Origin of the sequence: Novosphingobium sp. YAF33, assembly GCF_052113265.1 — a bacterium.
GTDB lineage: Bacteria > Pseudomonadota > Alphaproteobacteria > Sphingomonadales > Sphingomonadaceae > Novosphingobium.
In genome coordinates, this window is the sequence record NZ_JBFRCW010000024.1 from 1 (window position 1) to 16,931 (window position 16,931).

The 16,931-nt window shown below is 62.6% G+C and carries 15 protein-coding genes; 9 read left to right on the forward strand and 6 right to left on the reverse strand.

Going from position 1 to position 16,931, the window contains the following annotated elements:
• The first annotated feature begins 514 nt into the window (after positions 1 to 514).
• On the forward strand, positions 515 to 1,693 hold the full coding sequence (locus AB4Z00_RS25280; RefSeq protein WP_442047710.1) for a serine hydrolase domain-containing protein: 1,179 nt from the start codon (positions 515 to 517) through the stop codon (positions 1,691 to 1,693).
• On the forward strand, positions 1,690 to 2,181 hold the full coding sequence (locus tag AB4Z00_RS25285) for a MarR family winged helix-turn-helix transcriptional regulator (protein ID WP_442047711.1): 492 nt from the start codon (positions 1,690 to 1,692) through the stop codon (positions 2,179 to 2,181). The genes AB4Z00_RS25280 and AB4Z00_RS25285 overlap by 4 nt, the downstream gene beginning before the upstream one ends.
• 311 nt (positions 2,182 to 2,492) lie before the next feature.
• On the opposite strand, the gene AB4Z00_RS25290 is transcribed toward AB4Z00_RS25285, so the two are convergent.
• Positions 2,493 to 3,320 carry an oxidoreductase gene (locus tag AB4Z00_RS25290; RefSeq protein ID WP_314466047.1) on the reverse strand — a complete coding sequence of 276 codons (828 nt, stop codon included), beginning with the start codon at positions 3,318 to 3,320 and terminating at the stop codon, positions 2,493 to 2,495.
• Positions 3,321 to 3,434: 114 nt separating this feature from the next.
• On the opposite strand from AB4Z00_RS25290, the gene AB4Z00_RS25295 reads away from it, so the two are divergent.
• Positions 3,435 to 4,322, forward strand: a complete 888-nt coding sequence (locus AB4Z00_RS25295; protein WP_442047712.1) for an AraC family transcriptional regulator — start codon at positions 3,435 to 3,437, stop codon at positions 4,320 to 4,322.
• Between the two features lie 106 nt (positions 4,323 to 4,428).
• On the opposite strand, the gene AB4Z00_RS25300 is transcribed toward AB4Z00_RS25295, so the two are convergent.
• A complete protein-coding gene (locus AB4Z00_RS25300) occupies positions 4,429 to 4,890 on the reverse strand; it encodes a LysR substrate-binding domain-containing protein (RefSeq protein ID WP_442047713.1) in 462 nt (153 codons plus the stop codon).
• Positions 4,773 to 5,348 (reverse strand): LysR family transcriptional regulator, encoded by a 576-nt coding sequence (locus AB4Z00_RS25305; RefSeq protein WP_442047714.1) that lies wholly within the window; start codon positions 5,346 to 5,348, stop codon positions 4,773 to 4,775. The genes AB4Z00_RS25300 and AB4Z00_RS25305 overlap by 118 nt, the downstream gene beginning before the upstream one ends.
• 130 nt (positions 5,349 to 5,478) lie before the next feature.
• Between AB4Z00_RS25305 and AB4Z00_RS25310 the strand changes: the two genes are divergently transcribed.
• From AB4Z00_RS25310 to AB4Z00_RS25330, 5 genes are read left to right on the forward strand one after another with little or no spacing between them, the layout of a single operon-like run.
• Complete coding sequence (locus AB4Z00_RS25310; RefSeq protein ID WP_442047715.1) at positions 5,479 to 5,997, forward strand: carboxymuconolactone decarboxylase family protein; 519 nt, start codon at positions 5,479 to 5,481, stop codon at positions 5,995 to 5,997.
• Positions 5,997 to 6,743: an SDR family oxidoreductase gene (locus tag AB4Z00_RS25315; protein WP_442047716.1), complete on the forward strand. Its 747-nt coding sequence runs from the start codon at positions 5,997 to 5,999 to the stop codon at positions 6,741 to 6,743. Before AB4Z00_RS25310 ends, AB4Z00_RS25315 begins: the two co-directional genes overlap by 1 nt.
• 3 nt (positions 6,744 to 6,746) lie before the next feature.
• Positions 6,747 to 7,448 carry a cupin domain-containing protein gene (locus AB4Z00_RS25320; protein WP_442047717.1) on the forward strand — a complete coding sequence of 234 codons (702 nt, stop codon included), beginning with the start codon at positions 6,747 to 6,749 and terminating at the stop codon, positions 7,446 to 7,448.
• A gap of 12 nt (positions 7,449 to 7,460) precedes the next feature.
• On the forward strand, positions 7,461 to 7,955 hold the full coding sequence (locus AB4Z00_RS25325) for a DUF2938 domain-containing protein (protein ID WP_442047718.1): 495 nt from the start codon (positions 7,461 to 7,463) through the stop codon (positions 7,953 to 7,955).
• 28 nt (positions 7,956 to 7,983) lie between these two features.
• The gene (locus tag AB4Z00_RS25330; RefSeq protein ID WP_442047719.1) at positions 7,984 to 9,123 is read left to right on the forward strand and encodes a flavin monoamine oxidase family protein; all 1,140 of its coding nucleotides are present in this window, start codon (positions 7,984 to 7,986) and stop codon (positions 9,121 to 9,123) included.
• Positions 9,124 to 9,203: 80 nt separating this feature from the next.
• On the opposite strand, the gene AB4Z00_RS25335 is transcribed toward AB4Z00_RS25330, so the two are convergent.
• On the reverse strand, positions 9,204 to 12,092 hold the full coding sequence (locus AB4Z00_RS25335; RefSeq protein WP_442047720.1) for a TonB-dependent receptor plug domain-containing protein: 2,889 nt from the start codon (positions 12,090 to 12,092) through the stop codon (positions 9,204 to 9,206).
• Positions 12,093 to 12,724: 632 nt separating this feature from the next.
• On the opposite strand from AB4Z00_RS25335, the gene AB4Z00_RS25340 reads away from it, so the two are divergent.
• Positions 12,725 to 15,184: a DUF5695 domain-containing protein gene (locus AB4Z00_RS25340; protein ID WP_442047721.1), complete on the forward strand. Its 2,460-nt coding sequence runs from the start codon at positions 12,725 to 12,727 to the stop codon at positions 15,182 to 15,184.
• Between the two features lie 157 nt (positions 15,185 to 15,341).
• Here AB4Z00_RS25340 and AB4Z00_RS25345 read toward each other — a convergent pair whose 3' ends face one another.
• Positions 15,342 to 16,088 carry an SDR family oxidoreductase gene (locus AB4Z00_RS25345; protein ID WP_442047722.1) on the reverse strand — a complete coding sequence of 249 codons (747 nt, stop codon included), beginning with the start codon at positions 16,086 to 16,088 and terminating at the stop codon, positions 15,342 to 15,344.
• 53 nt (positions 16,089 to 16,141) lie between these two features.
• Positions 16,142 to 16,576, reverse strand: coding sequence for a MarR family winged helix-turn-helix transcriptional regulator (locus AB4Z00_RS25350; RefSeq protein ID WP_442047723.1), 435 nt, complete (start codon positions 16,574 to 16,576; stop codon positions 16,142 to 16,144).
• Positions 16,577 to 16,931: the final 355 nt, after the last annotated feature.

Genomic DNA, 16,931 nt, shown 5'->3' on the forward strand with positions numbered 1-16,931 from the left:
GCGCGGTACATGACGCTTGAAACGATGGCCCCGCTCAGCGACAATCCCATTGTCATGCTGTCGGCAGTACCCGGCTCATGATCGGCTCAGGCTGAGGCCGAAAAGCAAGGTGGTCCAGAAAAGCTACACCACCTCTCGGGACACGATCGCTGGGGGCGTGGATGCTGCCACTAGACCAATGTTTGGAGCGGCAATGAGTGGCGGAAGGCAGCAATTACCACGATGATGCCTCGCAACGGGATGGCATGCCCCCGTCTCGCCAGACGAAGGGTACCAAATCAGTGACATCTCCGGCCTTACATCTGTCGAATTGGAGGTTGTAGGTCCGCTCTGTCAGCGAGAGCGGGGGCAGGGCGCTACCGGCAGGTCGCGACCAACTCACGTCGTTCCGGTGGGCCACAGTGAACGGCAACTGTCTGCCGAACCGGTCATTTAACGGTGTGGAAACGCTCCCACCTTGCGCCGTCGCATCCAATAAGGTAGGCGCCTACATAAATTCACGAAGGTGGTCCTTATGGCAAGTTTCGATCTTCCAATTCTTGATGCACCGATAAGCCGGCGAACAATGCTCGCGGCCTCCATCTTCGGTGCTGCGGCCCCCGCGCTGGCGAAGACGGACGACCCACTGGAACGGTTTCTCAAGAAGCAACTGGAAGGCGCCGCGATCCCCGGCATGGCGATAGGTGTCGCTCGAGCAGGCAAAGTTACGCTGATGCGGGGTTATGGCTTTGCCGATATTGCGCAGCATCGGCAAGTCACGACCGATACGATGTTTCATCTCGCTTCCGTGACGAAGACTGTCACGGCCACGGCGATCATGATGCTCGTTGAAGCAGGCCATATCGATCTTGATGCGCCGATCAGCGGCTATCTCGATTTCAAGGTCATCAATCCGGCTCATCCCGATTCCGCGATTACAGTTCGGCATCTGCTGACCCATGTGTCGAGCCTTTCCGATCAAACATATTACCAAGTCGATTTCCGAACGATCGGGATGGATTCGCCGCTACCGCTCAGAGCCTTTTTGACGGACTATCTCGTATCTGGGGGCGCCTACTATACAGCTGCTGGCTGTTTTTCGTCGGCTGCCCCAGGCGCGGTCTATGACTATTGCAATGTTGGTTACGCGCTACTGGGCTATATTGTGGAGCAAGTCGCGGGCCAAGATTTGCGCACGTTCACCCAGGAGCGGATGTTCACGCCCCTTGGCATGCGCCCCGTTTCCTGGCGCATTGCAGATGTGCCTCCACAGTTAGCCGCCACCCCCTACGAGGTCGTGGATGGTCGGGCAGTCGCCACCCCAGCCGTCGGCTTCCCGGACTATCCGGTGGGCATGCTCCGCGCCTCCATCGCCAGCTTCATGCCCTTTGTCGCGGCGGCAGCAAATGGCGGAGCGTCCGACAAGGCCCGGATCTTGTCGTCCGCCAATCAGGCCCAAATGCTGACCATGACAGTTCCGCCCGGCCTGCCGTCGTGGGTGAGTGGGCAAGGGCTGGGCTGGATGGAATCCAACAACCACGGCAAGCGCTTGATCAATCACTGGGGCGGCGATCCCGGCGTGTTCACCGCCGTCTATCTGGACCCCGTCACAACCACCGGTGTGGCGATCTTCACGAACATGTCGGCCACTCCTGCGAGCAAGAACGCCATCAAGAGTATAGCCGAGCATCTTCTGACAGGACCATTTGCATGACAGAGAAGCGGAAGGATTATAGCCGTGCCGCGGGCGCGGCCGCCCTAGGTGCGCGCCTACGCCGCTTATCCGAACGACTTGATCGTGAAACGGCGGAGATTTATGTCGCGCAGGGCATTCGTTTCGAACAACGATGGTTCGGTGTTCTCAATCAGATCGTTCTGAATGGGCCGATGACAGTCGGCGACATCGCAGAGGCGCTTTGCATCACCCATGTATCGGTGAGCCAAGCGAGACGGGCGCTTGAGAGCGCCGGTTTGATCCAGATGGCCGGCGACAAGGCCGATGCGCGGCGTCGCCTCATCTCTCTATCTGCCCAGGGCGATGCTCTGGTCGCCGCCCTAGCGCCACTCTGGGCTGCTCTGAGTGAAAGCGCCAAGGAACTGGATACCGAGGCTGGCCGTCTCGTGCCATTGCTGGACCGCTTGGAAGACGCACTCGATGCGCGCGCCCTATCGGACCGCGTCGCCGCTCGCCTCGGCGTCTAGATACAAGCAGTCGTTTCCTGTTCTGAGCGACGGGCCGGTTGGCGAAGGAATTTGACCCGCTCGGCAATCGGATTTGGCTTGGTGCAATCAGCGCTAGGATTTCTCATTCCGAGCGCTGGAAAATCGTCGGGTGGCAAAAGGTGGCGCGATGGTGTGCAGGGCCGCTCCCAGCCGTACGCTGGCATCCAACGGTCGACCCGCGAGCGACGAATTGCCGTTCGCCAGTCGACTCTTCCAGACGCTCGAAGCCGACTTCCCAAGGTACGGACGTCCCGCTTATCCCCGAAGGCCGTCCCTCCTCGGCGTTTGGCTCAGCCGTCCGTTGACAGGGTCAGGCCCTCCCATTCATCGATCTCACGTTCCATGTGCTTGTATCGTTCGCGTACCAGGCGCAGGGCATCGCTACCCACCAGCAACTGCGGTGGCGGGGCGTCGGCATCGACCAGGGCGAGGACTGCTTGGGCGAGCTTGGCTGGATCGCCCACCTGTTTACCGCTCTTCTCCATGCGCGCAGCCCGGATCGGATCGAACTGGGCGTCGTAGTCGGCGATCACGCGGGAGCTTCGGACCATCGATCGTCCTGCCCAATCTGTGCGGAAGGAGCCCGGGCACAGGGCCGTGACATGGACGCCAAAGGGTGCCATTTCCGCGCGCATCACTTCGGAAATGCCCTGAAGGGCAAACTTGCTGCCGCAGTAGTAGGCAATCCCCGGCATGGTAATCATCCCGCCCATGGAAGTCACGTTGACGATGAAGCCGCGGCGACGTTCGCGAAAGCGCGGCAGCAAGGCCTTGGCGACCGCCACCGCTCCAAAGACGTTGACGTCGAACTGACGGCGCATTTCCTCGAGCGGGGATTCCTCGATTACACCTTCATAGCCATAGCCCGCGTTATTGATGAGGATATCGAACGGACCATGATCGCTGTCGGCTCGATCGACAATTCCGGCAACCCCCTCGAACTGCGTAACATCGCACAAGACCGTCACGACCTCGGGCAGACGCTCAGCCAGGCGAGTTCGTGCCGCCTCGGATCGAACCGCGCCGATTACCCGATGGCCGGCCTCCAGCGCGGCCTGGGCGATAGCAAAGCCAAGACCGGAATTTGCGCCGGTTATGAAGAAAGTGTGTCGCGACATGGCGTTGTTCCTGCTGGTTGCGTTTTCGCTTTGCCAAATGGTACAATCGTCCTCATCCGAAAACGGCAGTTTCTCTAAGTTTCTTGCTCAATCCTATGATACGATCCCTGAAAAATGACTGATCTTGTCGAAATTGCGGCCGAGCTCGCGCCGCGGCATGGGTACAATTCGACTAGCCTTCCCGGCCTGCGCATCCTGCGTTCGGAAGTCATGCTTGAGGACGTGCCGGTGCTTTACCGGCCTGGAGCCGTTTTTGTCTTACAGGGATCAAAGCAGGGCTTTCTGGATGGCAACGTGTATCGCTACGATGCCGATCATTACCTCGCCATCTCGGTGCCCGTGCCATTTCGCATGGCCTCACAGGCGGATGCAGGCAGGCCCTTGCTCGCCATCTATCTCGATTTCGATCTTCCTCTCGCGGCCGAGATCGCCGCAGTGATAGCCAAGCCGGACGCGCCGCCCGCCCGCGAGCAAGCACGCAGCCTGGTTTCGAGCCCAATGGAGCCCTCCATTCGCGATGTGCTGCGACGGTTGCTGATGGCTCTGCACTCCCCGCAGGAGTGCGCTATCCTGGGTCCCGGGCTTATCCGTGAATTGCATTTTCGCGTGATGATGGGGCCGCAAGCTCGGCCGCTATTGGCCGCACTTCACCACGAAGGGGCGGCGGACCGGGTCGTGAAGAGCCTGTCAGAGATCCGCGAACGCTTTCACGAGAAACTTACCGTTCCCGCCCTGGCTAAGGCTGCGGGGATGAGCGTTGCTTCGTACCACTCCGGATTTAAGGCTCTCACCGGAAGTTCGCCCATGCAGTACATCAAGGCCATGCGCTTGCACGAGGCGCGCATGATGATCGCGCGGCGCGAAGCTCCCATAGCGACGGTCGCGATGCAGGTCGGCTACGCCAGCCCGGCGCAGTTCAGCCGTGATTTCAAACGTCATTTCCATCGCAATCCAAGCGATGAGGCCCTCTGGCTGCGTGAGCACATCGGCGAGGCCTCGTAGGTACGGGGAACTGCGACCAGATGACGCCATTTGGCGACTAGCATGTAAACGACCGTTATTGCCCGAAACGGTCATGGCGAGACTTGCACGCTGCTATTCGCCGGGCCTATTCGCCGGTCTGAGCAACACCCTTCGATATGAGCCAGTCGTGAAAAGCGCCCACTTCCGATCGGCGCAACGCTTTTGGTGACGCAGCGACATAATAGGCCCATTTCACCGGCCATCGCCGCTCCGGCAACAGCTGCACGAGACGGCCGCTCTCAAGCTCCTGCGCGACCAGGGCTTTGCGGACCAGAGCGACGCCCTGGGCAGCAACCGCCGCATGGATCACTGCCGCCGTCGAGTTGATCTTGAGCCCGCGATCGGACGGAGCCTGGTTGGCGCCAGCGCGGGCGAGCCATTCCGCCCACGTCGGGAAGCCACCGCCGGGATGGGCGGTGCCGTCATGGATCAGCGTTTGCTCGGCAATCCATCCTGCCGTGGCCTGCTCGCCCTGCGGCAGCAGCCGATGATGACAGACCGGGATGATTTCCTCCCCATCAGATGTGTCGCCTTCACACCCTTCCACGATCCCAAGCCGCAGCGGATGCCGATGTCCGCCTCGCCTTGGCCGAGATCGATTACCCGATCCGACACGTCCAGTCGGACGTCGATAGCGGGATACAGCACTGCGAACTCGTTGAGCCGGGGCAGCAACCAGTTGGCGACCAGCGCCTGCGAGGCGGTGACCACGACGACCGAGCGCGCCGCTCGCCCGCGCAACTTCCGGAGGCCCGCCTCAAGGCGGTCTAGGCCTTGCGCGATGTCCTCCAGCGCGTCCTGCGCCTCGTCCACCGGCGTCAGCCTTTCGGTGCCTGAGCGGGTGCGACGGAAAAGCGGATATCCCACCCAATCTTCCAACGAGCGAACCAGTTGCCCCACGGCGGCGGATGTCACGTCGAGTTCGCTGGCGGCGCCAACGAAACTGCCATGGCGGGCCGCGGCCTCGAGTGCCTGAAGGGATTTGAGACGGGTCAGATTGCGCATGGCTGTCCGATAGCGCGCCCTGGTCTGTCGAGAAAGATTTTCTTTCTTTTCGATATCGCTCGATTGCCTCGCCGGACGTGGGCCAATGCCCGATGATCGGTGCCGAACGAGCGAACTGAAAGACCCCATGATGAGCAATGTCCGCGTAAAGCCCTGGCGGGATGGCGATCCAGCCCCCGATGACCTTCTGGGCGAGATGCGGGCGCGTCGTCCAAATGGCGAACTGATCGGCATTGACCGTGTGCTGTTGAAGAGCTTCCCGCTGGCGACGGGCTGGAACGGCCTGCTCGGTCGTGTGCGTTCGCAATTCTCGCTTGAACTCGAATATCGCGAACTCATCATGTGCCGGGTGGCCGTGCTCAACCGCGCCGACTTCGAATGGCGCGTACACAAGCCTGCCTATCTCGACGCCGGCGGCACCGAAGCGAAATGCGAGGCGTTGCGCATCGACGGTATCCATGCGGTCTTCAACGAGCGGGAGGCGGCGCTGCTCATCCTCACCGATCAGTCGACCCGCAATGTGGAGGTTGGCCAGGAGGTCATCGAGAAGCTCAAGATTCTCTTCGGGGAGCAGCAGACGGTCGAAGCGGTTGCAACGGTGGCCGCCTATAACATGGTGTCCCGCTTCCTCGTCGCGCTGGCGATCTGATGATGCTCAAGGGAAAGAACGCGCTCATCACCGGTGGATCGAGCGGCATAGGATTGGCTACGGCCAAGCTGCTGAGCCGCCAGGGCGCCCGCGTCGCCATCATGGGTAGCTCGCGCGATAAGCTCGAACGCGCGCAGAAGGAGTTGGGCGACGATGTCGTCACGATCCAGGGCGATGTCGCATCGCTGGCGGATCTGGCCCGGATGCGCGGCGATCTCGAACGCGCGTTTGGTGGGCTCGATATCCTGTTCGCCAATGCGGGTATCGCCCTGGGCACCCCGATCGCGACCACGGACGAGGCGACTTACACGCGGATGATGGACGTGAACGTGAAAGGCGTCTTCTTCACCGTGCAGGCGGTTCTGCCGCTGATGCGCGAGGGCGGCTCGATCATCCTCAACACGTCCTGGCTCAATCAGGTCGGCTCGCCGGGGCGGGCGATATTGTCCGCCTCCAAAGCGGCCGTGCGCTCCTTTGCCCGCACCCTCTCGGCCGAGCTGCTCGACCGAAAAATCCGGGTCAACGCAGTCAGCCCCGGCTCGATCGAGACGCCGATCCATCGCGGTAATGGTCAAAGCGAGGCGGACTTCCGCGCCTATGCCGAGCGCGTCGGCGCGCAAGTGCCGCTCGGACGGATGGGACGGCCCGAGGAGATTGCGAGCGCGGTCGCATTCCTAGCCAGCGATGCCTCCAGCTATATGCTCGGCGCGGAAATCGTGGTCGATGGCGGCCGGTCGGAGCTTTGAGCCATGATGATCCATGACGATCTTACGACCCGCACTATCGTTCATGCCGGGGACATGGACTGGGTGCCGAGCCCCATGCCCGGCGTCGATCGGCGCATGCTGTTCCGCATCGGCGGAGAGAAAGCGCGCGCCACCTCCATCGTGCGCTATGCGCCGGGGAGCAGCTTCTCCCGTCACGATCATCCTGGCGGCGAGGAGATCTTCGTGCTCGATGGCGTCTTTCAGGACGAGACCGGCGATTTCCCGGCGGGCAGCTATATCCGCAATCCCCCCGGGACGGGCCATGCTCCCGCCAGCGCTTCGGGTTGCACGATCTTCGTCAAGCTCTGGCAGTTCAGCGCCGCCGATAGCGAGCAGGTTGTTCGACGGCCTGGCGAGAGGGAAACCGCCGCGCAGTCCCCCGGCGTCCAAGCCACCCGGCTGTTGTTCGAAAGCTCATCCGAGCATGTGATGATCGAGACATGGCACCCCGGCGCCGAGATCGCCATGGTCAATCCGGAAGGACTGGAACTGCTGGTCCTCTCCGGCTCGATCGAAATCGAGGGCTCCAGACTAGGCGAATGGGGCTGGCTCCGCATACCGCAGGGCGAGCCCTTGCACGCGATTGCGGGTGCCGACGGCGCGGCGGCGTGGATCAAGTCAGCGCCACTGCTTCATGCCGATGTCTGTCCGTTCGAGGACGAGTCCTTCGATCCGGTGATCTAGGAAAGGGTGGCGGTGGCGGAACTGGTCAGATTCGTGCTGGTGGGGGTCGGAGGCACGGTCACCCTCGATCTCTGGGCGCTGCTGCTTGCCCGGCTGTTCAAGGTGCCGCCGGTCAATTGGCGGATGGTGGGCCGCTGGATCGGCAATATGCCCCGCGGCCGGTTCGTCCACGCCGACATGGCCAAGGTCGGGCCCATCGCCGGCGAGGCAATGATCGGCTGGGGCGCTCACTATATCATCGGTATCGGCTACGGCCTGTTGTTGCTGATGTTCTGGGGATCCCCATGGATCGCCCGCCCGACATTGCTTCCGCCGATGATCGTCTCATGGGTTCTCCTCGCGGCGCCCTATTTCATCATGATGCCGGGCATGGGGTCTGGTATCGCGGGGTCGAAGACACACCGGCCAAACGTGACCCGCATGAAAAGCGTGATCGGCCATTCGGTCTTTGGCTTTGGCATGTACGCGGCAGCCAGAGCGATCGCCGAAGTCTGGCCAGCCACCTGATGTCGCCAAACAAAATTGAGGAATAGCTGTGAAGACGGACAAGGTTGCGATCATCGGTGGTGGATTGGCGGGACTGACGGTCGCCCGCCTGTTGCAGGCCGCAGACGTGGACTTCGTCTTGCTCGAGGCCCGGGACCGCTTGGGGGGACGCATCCTGTCGGCCGGCGCGGATGGTCTGCCGAGCGAGGATGGGTTCGACTTGGGGCCGTCCTGGTACTGGCCGCATATGCAGCCAGCCATCGCCGAACTGGTGGAGGAGCTGGGCCTTGCCGCCTTCTGCCAGAATAGCGACGGCGATGTGATATTCGAGCGCATGTCACGCGAAGCTGCCCAGCGCTATCGGGGCGTAGCGCAGGATCAGCAGAGCATGCGGCTGGTCGGGGGAACGTCATCCCTTGTCCGCGCGCTGGCCCGCGATCTGCCGGCCGAGCGGATCAGGCTCAAAGCCCGCGTGACGGCGATGGCCCTCTTGCCGAAGGGCGTAGAGCTGACCATCGGCGACGCGGAACCGCTCCTTGTTCGCCATGTGATCGCCGCTCTGCCTCCGCGCCTCCTTGAAGCGACGACGCGCTTTTCGCCCAGCCTCACCCCGGAGACGGTGCAGCGCTGGCGAGGCACGCCGACATGGATGGCGCCGCACGCCAAGTTCTTCGCGCTCTACGATCAGCCTTTCTGGCGTGAGGCCGGCCTGTCCGGCACGGCGCAAAGCATGGTGGGTCCGATGATGGAGATCCACGATGCGACCACATCGTCGGGCAGCGCCGCGCTCTTCGGTTTCCTCGGCGTCGGCGCCGAGCAGCGCGCGGCTCTGGGCGAGGCGGCGCTGACGCGGGCCTGCCTCGATCAGCTGACGCGCATCTTCGGCAGCGAGGCCCGGCAACCGACCGCCACGATCCTGAAGGATTGGGCAGCCCATCCCCTGACCGCGACAGCGGCGGACCGCAGCGCGGCAGGCCATATCCTTCCCGATAGCGCGCCATGGGTAACGGGCGAATGGCAACAGCGCCTGACGCTTGCAGGGAGCGAAACCAGTCCCACCGAAGCAGGCTATCTTTCCGGGGCCGTCACGGCGGCGCAGCTGGCGGTTGCGGCCACGATGGACCGCATCAATGAAACCGGCAGTAAGGAGGGGGAGCGCAAGGGCGAGGGTGGGGGCAAAGCGAAATAGGAGGGGGCAGGATCATCGATCTGCTGCGGTTTTGGAGGCAGGCCCGGATCCGGCAAGACGGAGCCGGGCCTGCCCGATGGTCAGCGGTGGAAGCGCAGGCTGAGGAAGAACGTACGCCCGATCACGTCGTAGACGCCCGACTGGTAGCTCAGTTCGAAGTTGGCGCCGCCGGCTTCGGCACCCGGTATACGCGGGGGCTTGCGGTCGAAGGCATTGTTGAGACCGCCCGACAGCTCGATGTTATCGGTCAATGCCACGAAGGCCGAGAAGTCGTTGTAGAACACGTTCGGTGTCCAGACTTTGCTGTACTTGTCCGGCGTGATCGTGGTGGCCGCCTTCATCGGCGAGAAGTGGCGCAGGCTCCAGGTGAAGCCCATGCCCTCGCGCGAGTAGGTCGTGCGGACCACGCCCTTCCACTTGGGCGATCCGAAGATGCCCGCGTACTCGGTGATCGATCCCGGATCGGTGGGGTCGAGCGTATAGCGGCGGTTGAGGAGGCGAGTGTAGTTGGCGTCGATCGACAGCTTGCCCGCATCGTCGGCGAGGCCCAGCCGCGAGAGCGGCAGGCTGTAGCTCAGTCCGAAGTCGATCCCCCGGGTGAGGTACTGGGACAGGTTCAGCTTCTGCGTCATCACGGATTCGAGATTGCCGTTGGCGTCACGCTGGATGAGTGGGCAGAAGATGTTGTCCAGCGACGACTGGTCCACGCACTTGTCGATCAGCATCTGGGCGCCGAAGGCGTCGATCGCGTTGCGCAGGTCGATGTTGTAGTAATCGACCGTGAGCGACAGCCCCGGCACGAAGCGCGGTTGCAGAACGGCGCCGAGCGTCAGGGTCTTGGCGGTCTCCGGCTTCAGGTCGAGATTACCGCTCGAAATGATGTCGCGGTAGAGCCAGTAGCTTACGGTATCGGCCGGGTTGATCGCCGCGCAGTTGGCTGCCGTGTACTGCGTGCGGGTCGCGCGGTTGGCGAGATTATAGGCATTGCACGGATCGGTGATCCAGAGGCCCGAAACGCTGTCCGCCGTGTAGAGTTCGCCGATGTTCGGCGCGCGTACCGCCTGGCCGTAAGTGGCGCGGAAGCGGATATCGGGGATCGGCGCCCATTCGCCGCCGAATTTCCACGTCGTGGTCGAGCCGGCGGTGCTGTAGTCCGACAGGCGCAAGGCACCGTCGAGCGACAGGGTGTCGAAGAACGGTGTGTCCTTCAGGATCGGAATGTGGACTTCGCCGTAGACTTCCTTGACCGAGTATTTGCCGACGAGAGTGCCCTGCATGGTGCCGATCGTCGGATCGTAGAGCGGACTGTCCGGATTGTACTCGGGGATGGCGCCGATATCGTTGCGCTCCTTGCGGTATTCGCCGCCGAGCACGACCTGTACCGCACCGCCCGGCAGGTCGAACAGGCCGCCCGAGACATAGCCTGAGAGCACCTGCTGCGTCAGTGTCGATTTCGACCAGTGCGAGGTATAGGTGATGTAGTCGATCATCTCCGGGGTCAGCGTGCGCAGCGGGTTGATCGCCACGCAGCCGTTGCCAGGATCGTCGAGCGTACTGCGGCAGACGGCTTCGCCATTGGCACCTGTCGTGCTGTCGATGCCCATGTACCAGCGATCGTAGGCGGTCGAGTTGACATCGCGCACCCGCTGGGTGGTCTTGCCGTAACTGTAGTAGGTCGAATAGTTCCAGGGCTGGGCGAAGAGCGTGAAATCGCCTTCCGCGCCGGCCACGGCCTGGAACAGCTTGCGATCGTATTCCGTAACCGGAGCCGGCAGTTCCATGAAGCGCCGCGCGAACTGGACGCCGCCGGCGGGCACCGCGCCGCCGTTGGCTGCGCGCATCTCGTCAGTGATATAGGGGCTGTCGGCGGGAACCACATCGGTGCCGAATGCGGTCATCTGAAGGAAGCCCGCCTTCGAGGTATTGTGCGCGAACGTGGCGTTGGCGAAGAGCTTCAGCGCGTCGCTCACCTCGAAGCTGGCCGAGGCGCGGGTGTTGAAGCGCTCGGACGGAACTGAGAGGTACCAGCCGTCGTAGCGCCCGTTGTATTCGCCGCCATCGGTCAGCAAAGTGCCCAGCGGGTCGGTGGAAGTGCCGAGGTTGACCGGCACGACGTTGACCAGGCCGCCGGGTCCGAGGTTGGGATCGCGCAAGGTGCCGCTGTCGCGGTTGACCGAATAGAGCTTGCCGCCCAGCACCACTTGCGCGGCATCGGCCGTGTTGATGTTGCGGACGTGATCCTGGATGAAATAGGGACTGGAACTGCTGGTGCGGGCGTAGATGGGATAACCGTCGGCCGTCCAGGGGCGATCGGAACCGCTCACGGTGCCGGGCGTATTCTCGTAGAAGCCGTAGACCGTCACATTGCCGCGATGGTCTGCAAAGTTCGTGCCCGCGAGCAGGTCGAACCCGTACGTGTCCATGTCGCCGCGTGTCGAGGCGTTATAGCGGGTATTGGCCTCGATCCCCTGGAAGTCCTTCTTGAGGATGAAGTTGGCAACGCCCGCGACCGCATCGGCCCCGTAAAGCGCGGAGGCGCCGCCGGTAATCACTTCGACCCGCTGCACGAGGCTGGAAGGGATATTGCTCAGGTCCACCGCCGAAGTGCCGGGAATGGCAGCGACCTGGCGGCGCCCGTCGACCAGCACCAGCGTGCGCTGCGTGCCCATGCCGCGCAAGTCGAGCGCATTGACCCCTGCGTTACCGGCGAGATTGCTCGTCTGGTTCGTTTGGGTGACTGCAAGGGCGGGGAGCTGGTTGACGACGTCGGCAATGTTCTGCGTGCCGGTCGCCTTGATCTGGTCGGCGTCGACTACCGCCAGCGGCGAAGGACTGTCGGCAGCGGCGCGCCGGATGCGCGATCCCGTGACGACGATGTCCTGGGCAGGTCGATCGGTCGCGGTTTGATCGGCAGAAACCGGGGCCGTCTGCGCATAGGCATTTGCCGAAGGCGCAAGACAGCCGAGCATGAGCAGCGTCCGTAGCCCTGCTACGGAGATCCGATGATTTATCATTTGGTTATCGCTCCCTGATCCGCAACAATTTGTCACGAACGATTCGTATACGATATTTTTCATACAAATTTGTCAAGTTGCATCACGCTCGGCCAAGGCGATCATCGCCGTTGCCTGGCTGATAATATACGATATACGTACCGCCACTTTGATGGAGGTGAGCCTTGGACAGCGCTGACGATGATGCATTCAACCGATCGCCTGGCAGCCGCTCCATCCCTGGCCGCCAGCTTCGCTTCACGCCGTATGGCCCGCTTGACCGACGGGGGTTGATCCGCACCGGACTGGCGGGCGTATTCCTGCCCGCGCTTCAGGCGCCGCTGCAGGCCGCATCATCGTCGCCTCCGCTCGTGCCGCGAAAGGTGAGTGCCTTACTCGCGTCCCCCGGAAAGCCCTTCAGGCTGGGCTTCGACGGAGGGCGCGTCACCAGTCTCTCTGCCGCCTCGAAGGCTATACCGGGAGATTTCATCCATGCGGGCGCCGCGATGGGAAATGCCGCCGGGACTTACCGCATCGCTGATGGCCCATGGCAACGCTTTGAAACGCGCACGCAAGAACCTGAGGATGTCAAACAGACGGCGAATGGGTTGGAGGCGCGATATCGCCTGGCTCCGGGCATTTTCGTCACATGCAGTTTCGCGCTTGAAGCCGATGGGCTGCGCCTCAACCTGACGCTTTCCAACGAAACGGCCCTGCCGATGGAATTCGGCGATCTTGCCCTTCCGCTGCCGATCAACATGATCCACGCGGCAAAGGACGATCCTGACGCCGTTCTCAAGCACAGCTTCATTTCCGGACGCAGTTCGCACATTTTCTGGCAGCGCAAAGACAGTCTTACGCCTTGGCTTGCCATGCTTCCGGAAGAGGGCGCTGCGCTTGAATACTGGGATGCGCCCAAGGGGTTGCCAGACCTCTATCGGGTCTTTTTCCACGCCGCCGCCGAAGTCGCCGCCGTGCAGGCGGCAGGCTCGCGCTGGCGCCTGCCTGCGACCAGCCTCACGCTCGCACCGGGGGAGACAGCCCGGAGAGGCGTTCGTTTCCTGCTCGTGGATGGCTACGCCGCGATGCGCCGGACCATCGCCGAGCACGGGCTGATCGACGTCGAAGTCGTGCCCGGCATGACCGTACCCATCGATCTGGACGTAACCCTTTCACTGGGTTCGAGTGTGTCGGTCGTCCGGCTGGAGCCCGAACATCCTGCGCAGACCGAATGGACGCCGCTTGGCGAACGGGCCGGACGGAAGCTCTTTCGCCTGCGCTTCGCCCGGCTCGGCGAAAACCACGTCACGCTGCATCAGGCGGACGGGGGGCGGACCACGCTGGAATTCTTCGTGACCGAACCGGTCGAGACGATGATCGCCAAGCGCGGGGCCTTCATTGCCGCGCACCGTCATCGCGATCCGGCGAAATGGTACGATGGTCTGCTGGCCGAATGGAACATGGAGAGCGAAACCCTGCTCGGGCCGGACAATTACGACCGGATCAAGGGCTGGCGCATCTACGAGGTGACCTGCGATGACCCGGGCCTCTCCAAGCCCGCCTTCCTTGCCGCCAAAAACGCGGAATACCCGGTGCAGGCCGAAATCGACGCCCTGGACGACTACGTCGAGCACTTCGTCTGGGGCGGCCTCCAGCGCACGACCGAGGAGCAATGGCCTTACGCGCTTTACGGCATTCCAGACTGGAAGCGGAACCGCGACAGTGTCGATCCGGGCGACAAGGGCCGCAAGCACTTCTGGCGGCCCTACGACTATCCCCACATCGCGCTCCTCTATTTCGCGCTCTATCGCATCGCGCGCGACCGGCACGGCTTCCGTACGCGCCTTACCGCAACCGACTATCTCGAACGCGCCTTCGGCACTGCGCGGGCCATGTTCGTGATCCCCAAGGAGATCATCGGCTGGGAAGCGGATTCGACCGGTTTCTACAATGAACTGGTCATTCCCGAGGTGATTGAGGCCTTGCGCCTCGAAGGCCGTATGGCGCAGGCAGATGAACTGGCCGGGCACTGGGAGCGCAAAGTCACTCACTTCGTGAACGAAGTCGATGATCTCTTTGCCTCGGAATATGCATTCGATTCCACCGGCTTTGAATCCACGCAGGCGATTGCCCGTTATGCGCTCGACCGACCGGAGCGCTTTCCGCCCGAACAGGCGCGCGCTTTCGCGAAACGCCAGATGGAGGCCAACCTGTTCTGCCGGGGATGGCTGCAGCCCTCGTACTACACTCTCGGCAGCGATTATCGCGGACAGGCTGGCGATGCCTATACGCTCAGCTACATGGCGCAAATGGGCGGCTGGGCCATCCTCGATCATGCCTTGAACGACACCCCCGATTATCGTCCGCTGCTGCGGCTCGGCCATGCCTCGGCATTGAGCAGTTGGGCGCTGCTGAACAGCGGGACGCCGGAAAGCGGATATGGCTACTGGTATCCCGGAAAGGCCAACGACGGCGGCGCGGGAGGCGGTTTTGAGCCCGCCGCCCTCGGCGAAACGTGGCTGGACCAGCCCCATCGGCATGGCTCGTGGTATTATTCCTGCGAGATCGACCTCGGCTTCTGCGGCGCTCTGCGCGCCGCCGCCACCTCGCTGGTCGATGACGATCTGTTCGGCCGTATCGCTCTTTCCGGTATGCTGGAAGAGCGCGATGACCAACTTCTGATCCATCCTCGCGACGGTGTGCGACGGCGCTTCCATGCACGCCTCGGAGAGCTTGGCCTTGATATCCAGTTGCTGGATGACGGCCGGTTCGCATTTGACACGCCGATCCGGGTGAGCCCTCGGCTCGAACGATGCGCGTTCGAGATCGACCACTCCGCCGGTCCAGCCCGCACCCTGAGGATACACATCCCGGACAGGAACGGGCGGCGCTGGAAGCTGGCAGAATCGGACCGGCCTCCGGTTGCGGGCGTACACACCATTGTTGTGAAGGAAGGCGCTCAGCGCACCAGCCTAGCAGAATCGGACCGGCCTCCGGTTGCGGGCGTACACACCATTGTTGTGAAGGAAGGCGCTCAGCGCACCAGCCTAAGGGCCCGAGCTGAATAAACTGAGGTTCTCGCAGCGTCGACAGCCCGTCAACGTTTGCGATGTTAGCGACCCTTCCAAGACGGATCCGCTGATCCGGCGCGGCGGCTGGTTTATCCGCTGACGCCGGAACCGGTCACTGGGCATTGATCGCCCATGCCCTGGAGGCGGTCGATCATTACCATTGCTTTAAAAGCAGATCGCCGGAATCCGTGCACGCATAAAGGCCCGCTGTAGGACCATAAGCGTGCGTCGTTGCCAGGGCGACCGCGGGACGAGCGCCCTCGTCGGGCGAATGGCCGGGACCATTGCCCGTCATGTCCGTGGAGGTAAGGCCGGGATCGACCGCATTCACCTTGATCCCGTCACTCGCCAGTTCCTTGGCCAACTTGACGGTCAGCATGTTGAGCGCTGTCTTCGACGCGCAATATCCGGCAAAGCCCACCGGCCAGGTCTCACTGCGCATGTCCAGTGCCTCGCCAAGGGAACTCAACCCACTGCTCATCATCACAATCCGGGCAGAACCGGACTTGCGGAGCAGGGGCAGAAAGGCCTGCGTTACCCGCATGACGCCGAAAACATTTGTCTCGAACATCTGCGCCATCTCGTCGATCGATTCCTCGGCTACGGATGGCGGCGGGGCGAACATGAGGCCCGCATTGTTCACCAGCGCATCCAGCCAGCCAGCCTCGCGCTCGACCGTCGCTGCTGCGCCGGCGACACTGATGGCATCGGTGACATCGAGTTGCACGGCATGGGCATCGATGCCGGCCTTCCGCAAGGTATCGGCGGCAGCTTCACCGCGCTTGAGGTCCCGGCATCCCAGCCAGATACTGTAACCGCGCGCGCCCAACTGGCGCGCAATGGCAAGGCCGATGCCCTTGTTGGCGCCCGTCACGAGGGCGATGCGGTTCGTGCTCGACATACTATCTCATCCTGACCATCAATGCGGTCAAGATAGTACGATCTTCGTATTATTCAAGTTTCGTGTTGCGCGATCTTCAGGGTAAGGCGAACGAAATCGGCGCGCTCTGCCGGGTCGAGCGGCTCCAGCATGGCGTTGCAGGCATCCTGATAGCCCTCCATGTAGCCTGCCACGGTATCCTTGCCCCCTTGGGTCAGGTTCAGAGCCACCGATCTGCGGTTCGTCTCGGGCCGGTGCCGCTCGATCATGCCGCGACGCACGAGGCGGTCGATCGAGGACGACATCGTGGTGAGCGCAACCTGGAGGTGCCTCGCGACATCACCCAGTTTGCAGTCCGGATTGTCGTCGATGAAGAGCAGCGCCTGCACATCAAGGGCATTGAGCGAATTGGCCATCGCCGCAGTCGCTTCCGCCACCTTGAAACGACGGGTGAACCGCTCAAAGGCGAGGGTGAGTTGTCTCAGTTGTTCGGCAGGAGGAGCGATCATGCACCCTTGAAGCATCTTTGGGGCTGGCGGGTAAGCCCCGGTGCGTTAGGCTTATCACATTAAGCGGCAGCTTCCCGATAGTGTTTGGGTCCTCTGACGCGGCTCGCCTCAAACTTCAATCAGGTCATGGCCATAAGGGTGAACTCGCGGACCGATGGTCACAATAGTGTGCGCTGTCGCACCAGGCAATCGGGACCGCTGTGGCGCAGGGTGCGCTGGGTATGGGGCTGGACCTTCGGACGATGGCTTTGACGGAGACGGGTTTTTGCCCATAGTGCGCGCGCTCGGTGACGATTGCGAGCGGTAGCTACGCTCCGTCGGCGAAGTCCGCGCCGGGCGCGCAGTCTACGCCAGC

Coding starts and splice junctions, on each gene's coding strand:
- AB4Z00_RS25280 (WP_442047710.1), top strand. CDS start 515: ATGGCAAGTTTCGATCTTCCAATTCTTGATGCACCGATAAGCCGGCGA.
- AB4Z00_RS25285 (WP_442047711.1), top strand. CDS start 1,690: ATGACAGAGAAGCGGAAGGATTATAGCCGTGCCGCGGGCGCGGCCGCC.
- AB4Z00_RS25290 (WP_314466047.1), bottom strand. CDS start 3,320: ATGTCGCGACACACTTTCTTCATAACCGGCGCAAATTCCGGTCTTGGC.
- AB4Z00_RS25295 (WP_442047712.1), top strand. CDS start 3,435: ATGACTGATCTTGTCGAAATTGCGGCCGAGCTCGCGCCGCGGCATGGG.
- AB4Z00_RS25305 (WP_442047714.1), bottom strand. CDS start 5,348: ATGCGCAATCTGACCCGTCTCAAATCCCTTCAGGCACTCGAGGCCGCG.
- AB4Z00_RS25310 (WP_442047715.1), top strand. CDS start 5,479: ATGAGCAATGTCCGCGTAAAGCCCTGGCGGGATGGCGATCCAGCCCCC.
- AB4Z00_RS25315 (WP_442047716.1), top strand. CDS start 5,997: ATGATGCTCAAGGGAAAGAACGCGCTCATCACCGGTGGATCGAGCGGC.
- AB4Z00_RS25320 (WP_442047717.1), top strand. CDS start 6,747: ATGATGATCCATGACGATCTTACGACCCGCACTATCGTTCATGCCGGG.
- AB4Z00_RS25335 (WP_442047720.1), bottom strand. CDS start 12,092: ATGCTCGGCTGTCTTGCGCCTTCGGCAAATGCCTATGCGCAGACGGCC.
- AB4Z00_RS25345 (WP_442047722.1), bottom strand. CDS start 16,088: ATGTCGAGCACGAACCGCATCGCCCTCGTGACGGGCGCCAACAAGGGC.
- AB4Z00_RS25350 (WP_442047723.1), bottom strand. CDS start 16,576: ATGATCGCTCCTCCTGCCGAACAACTGAGACAACTCACCCTCGCCTTT.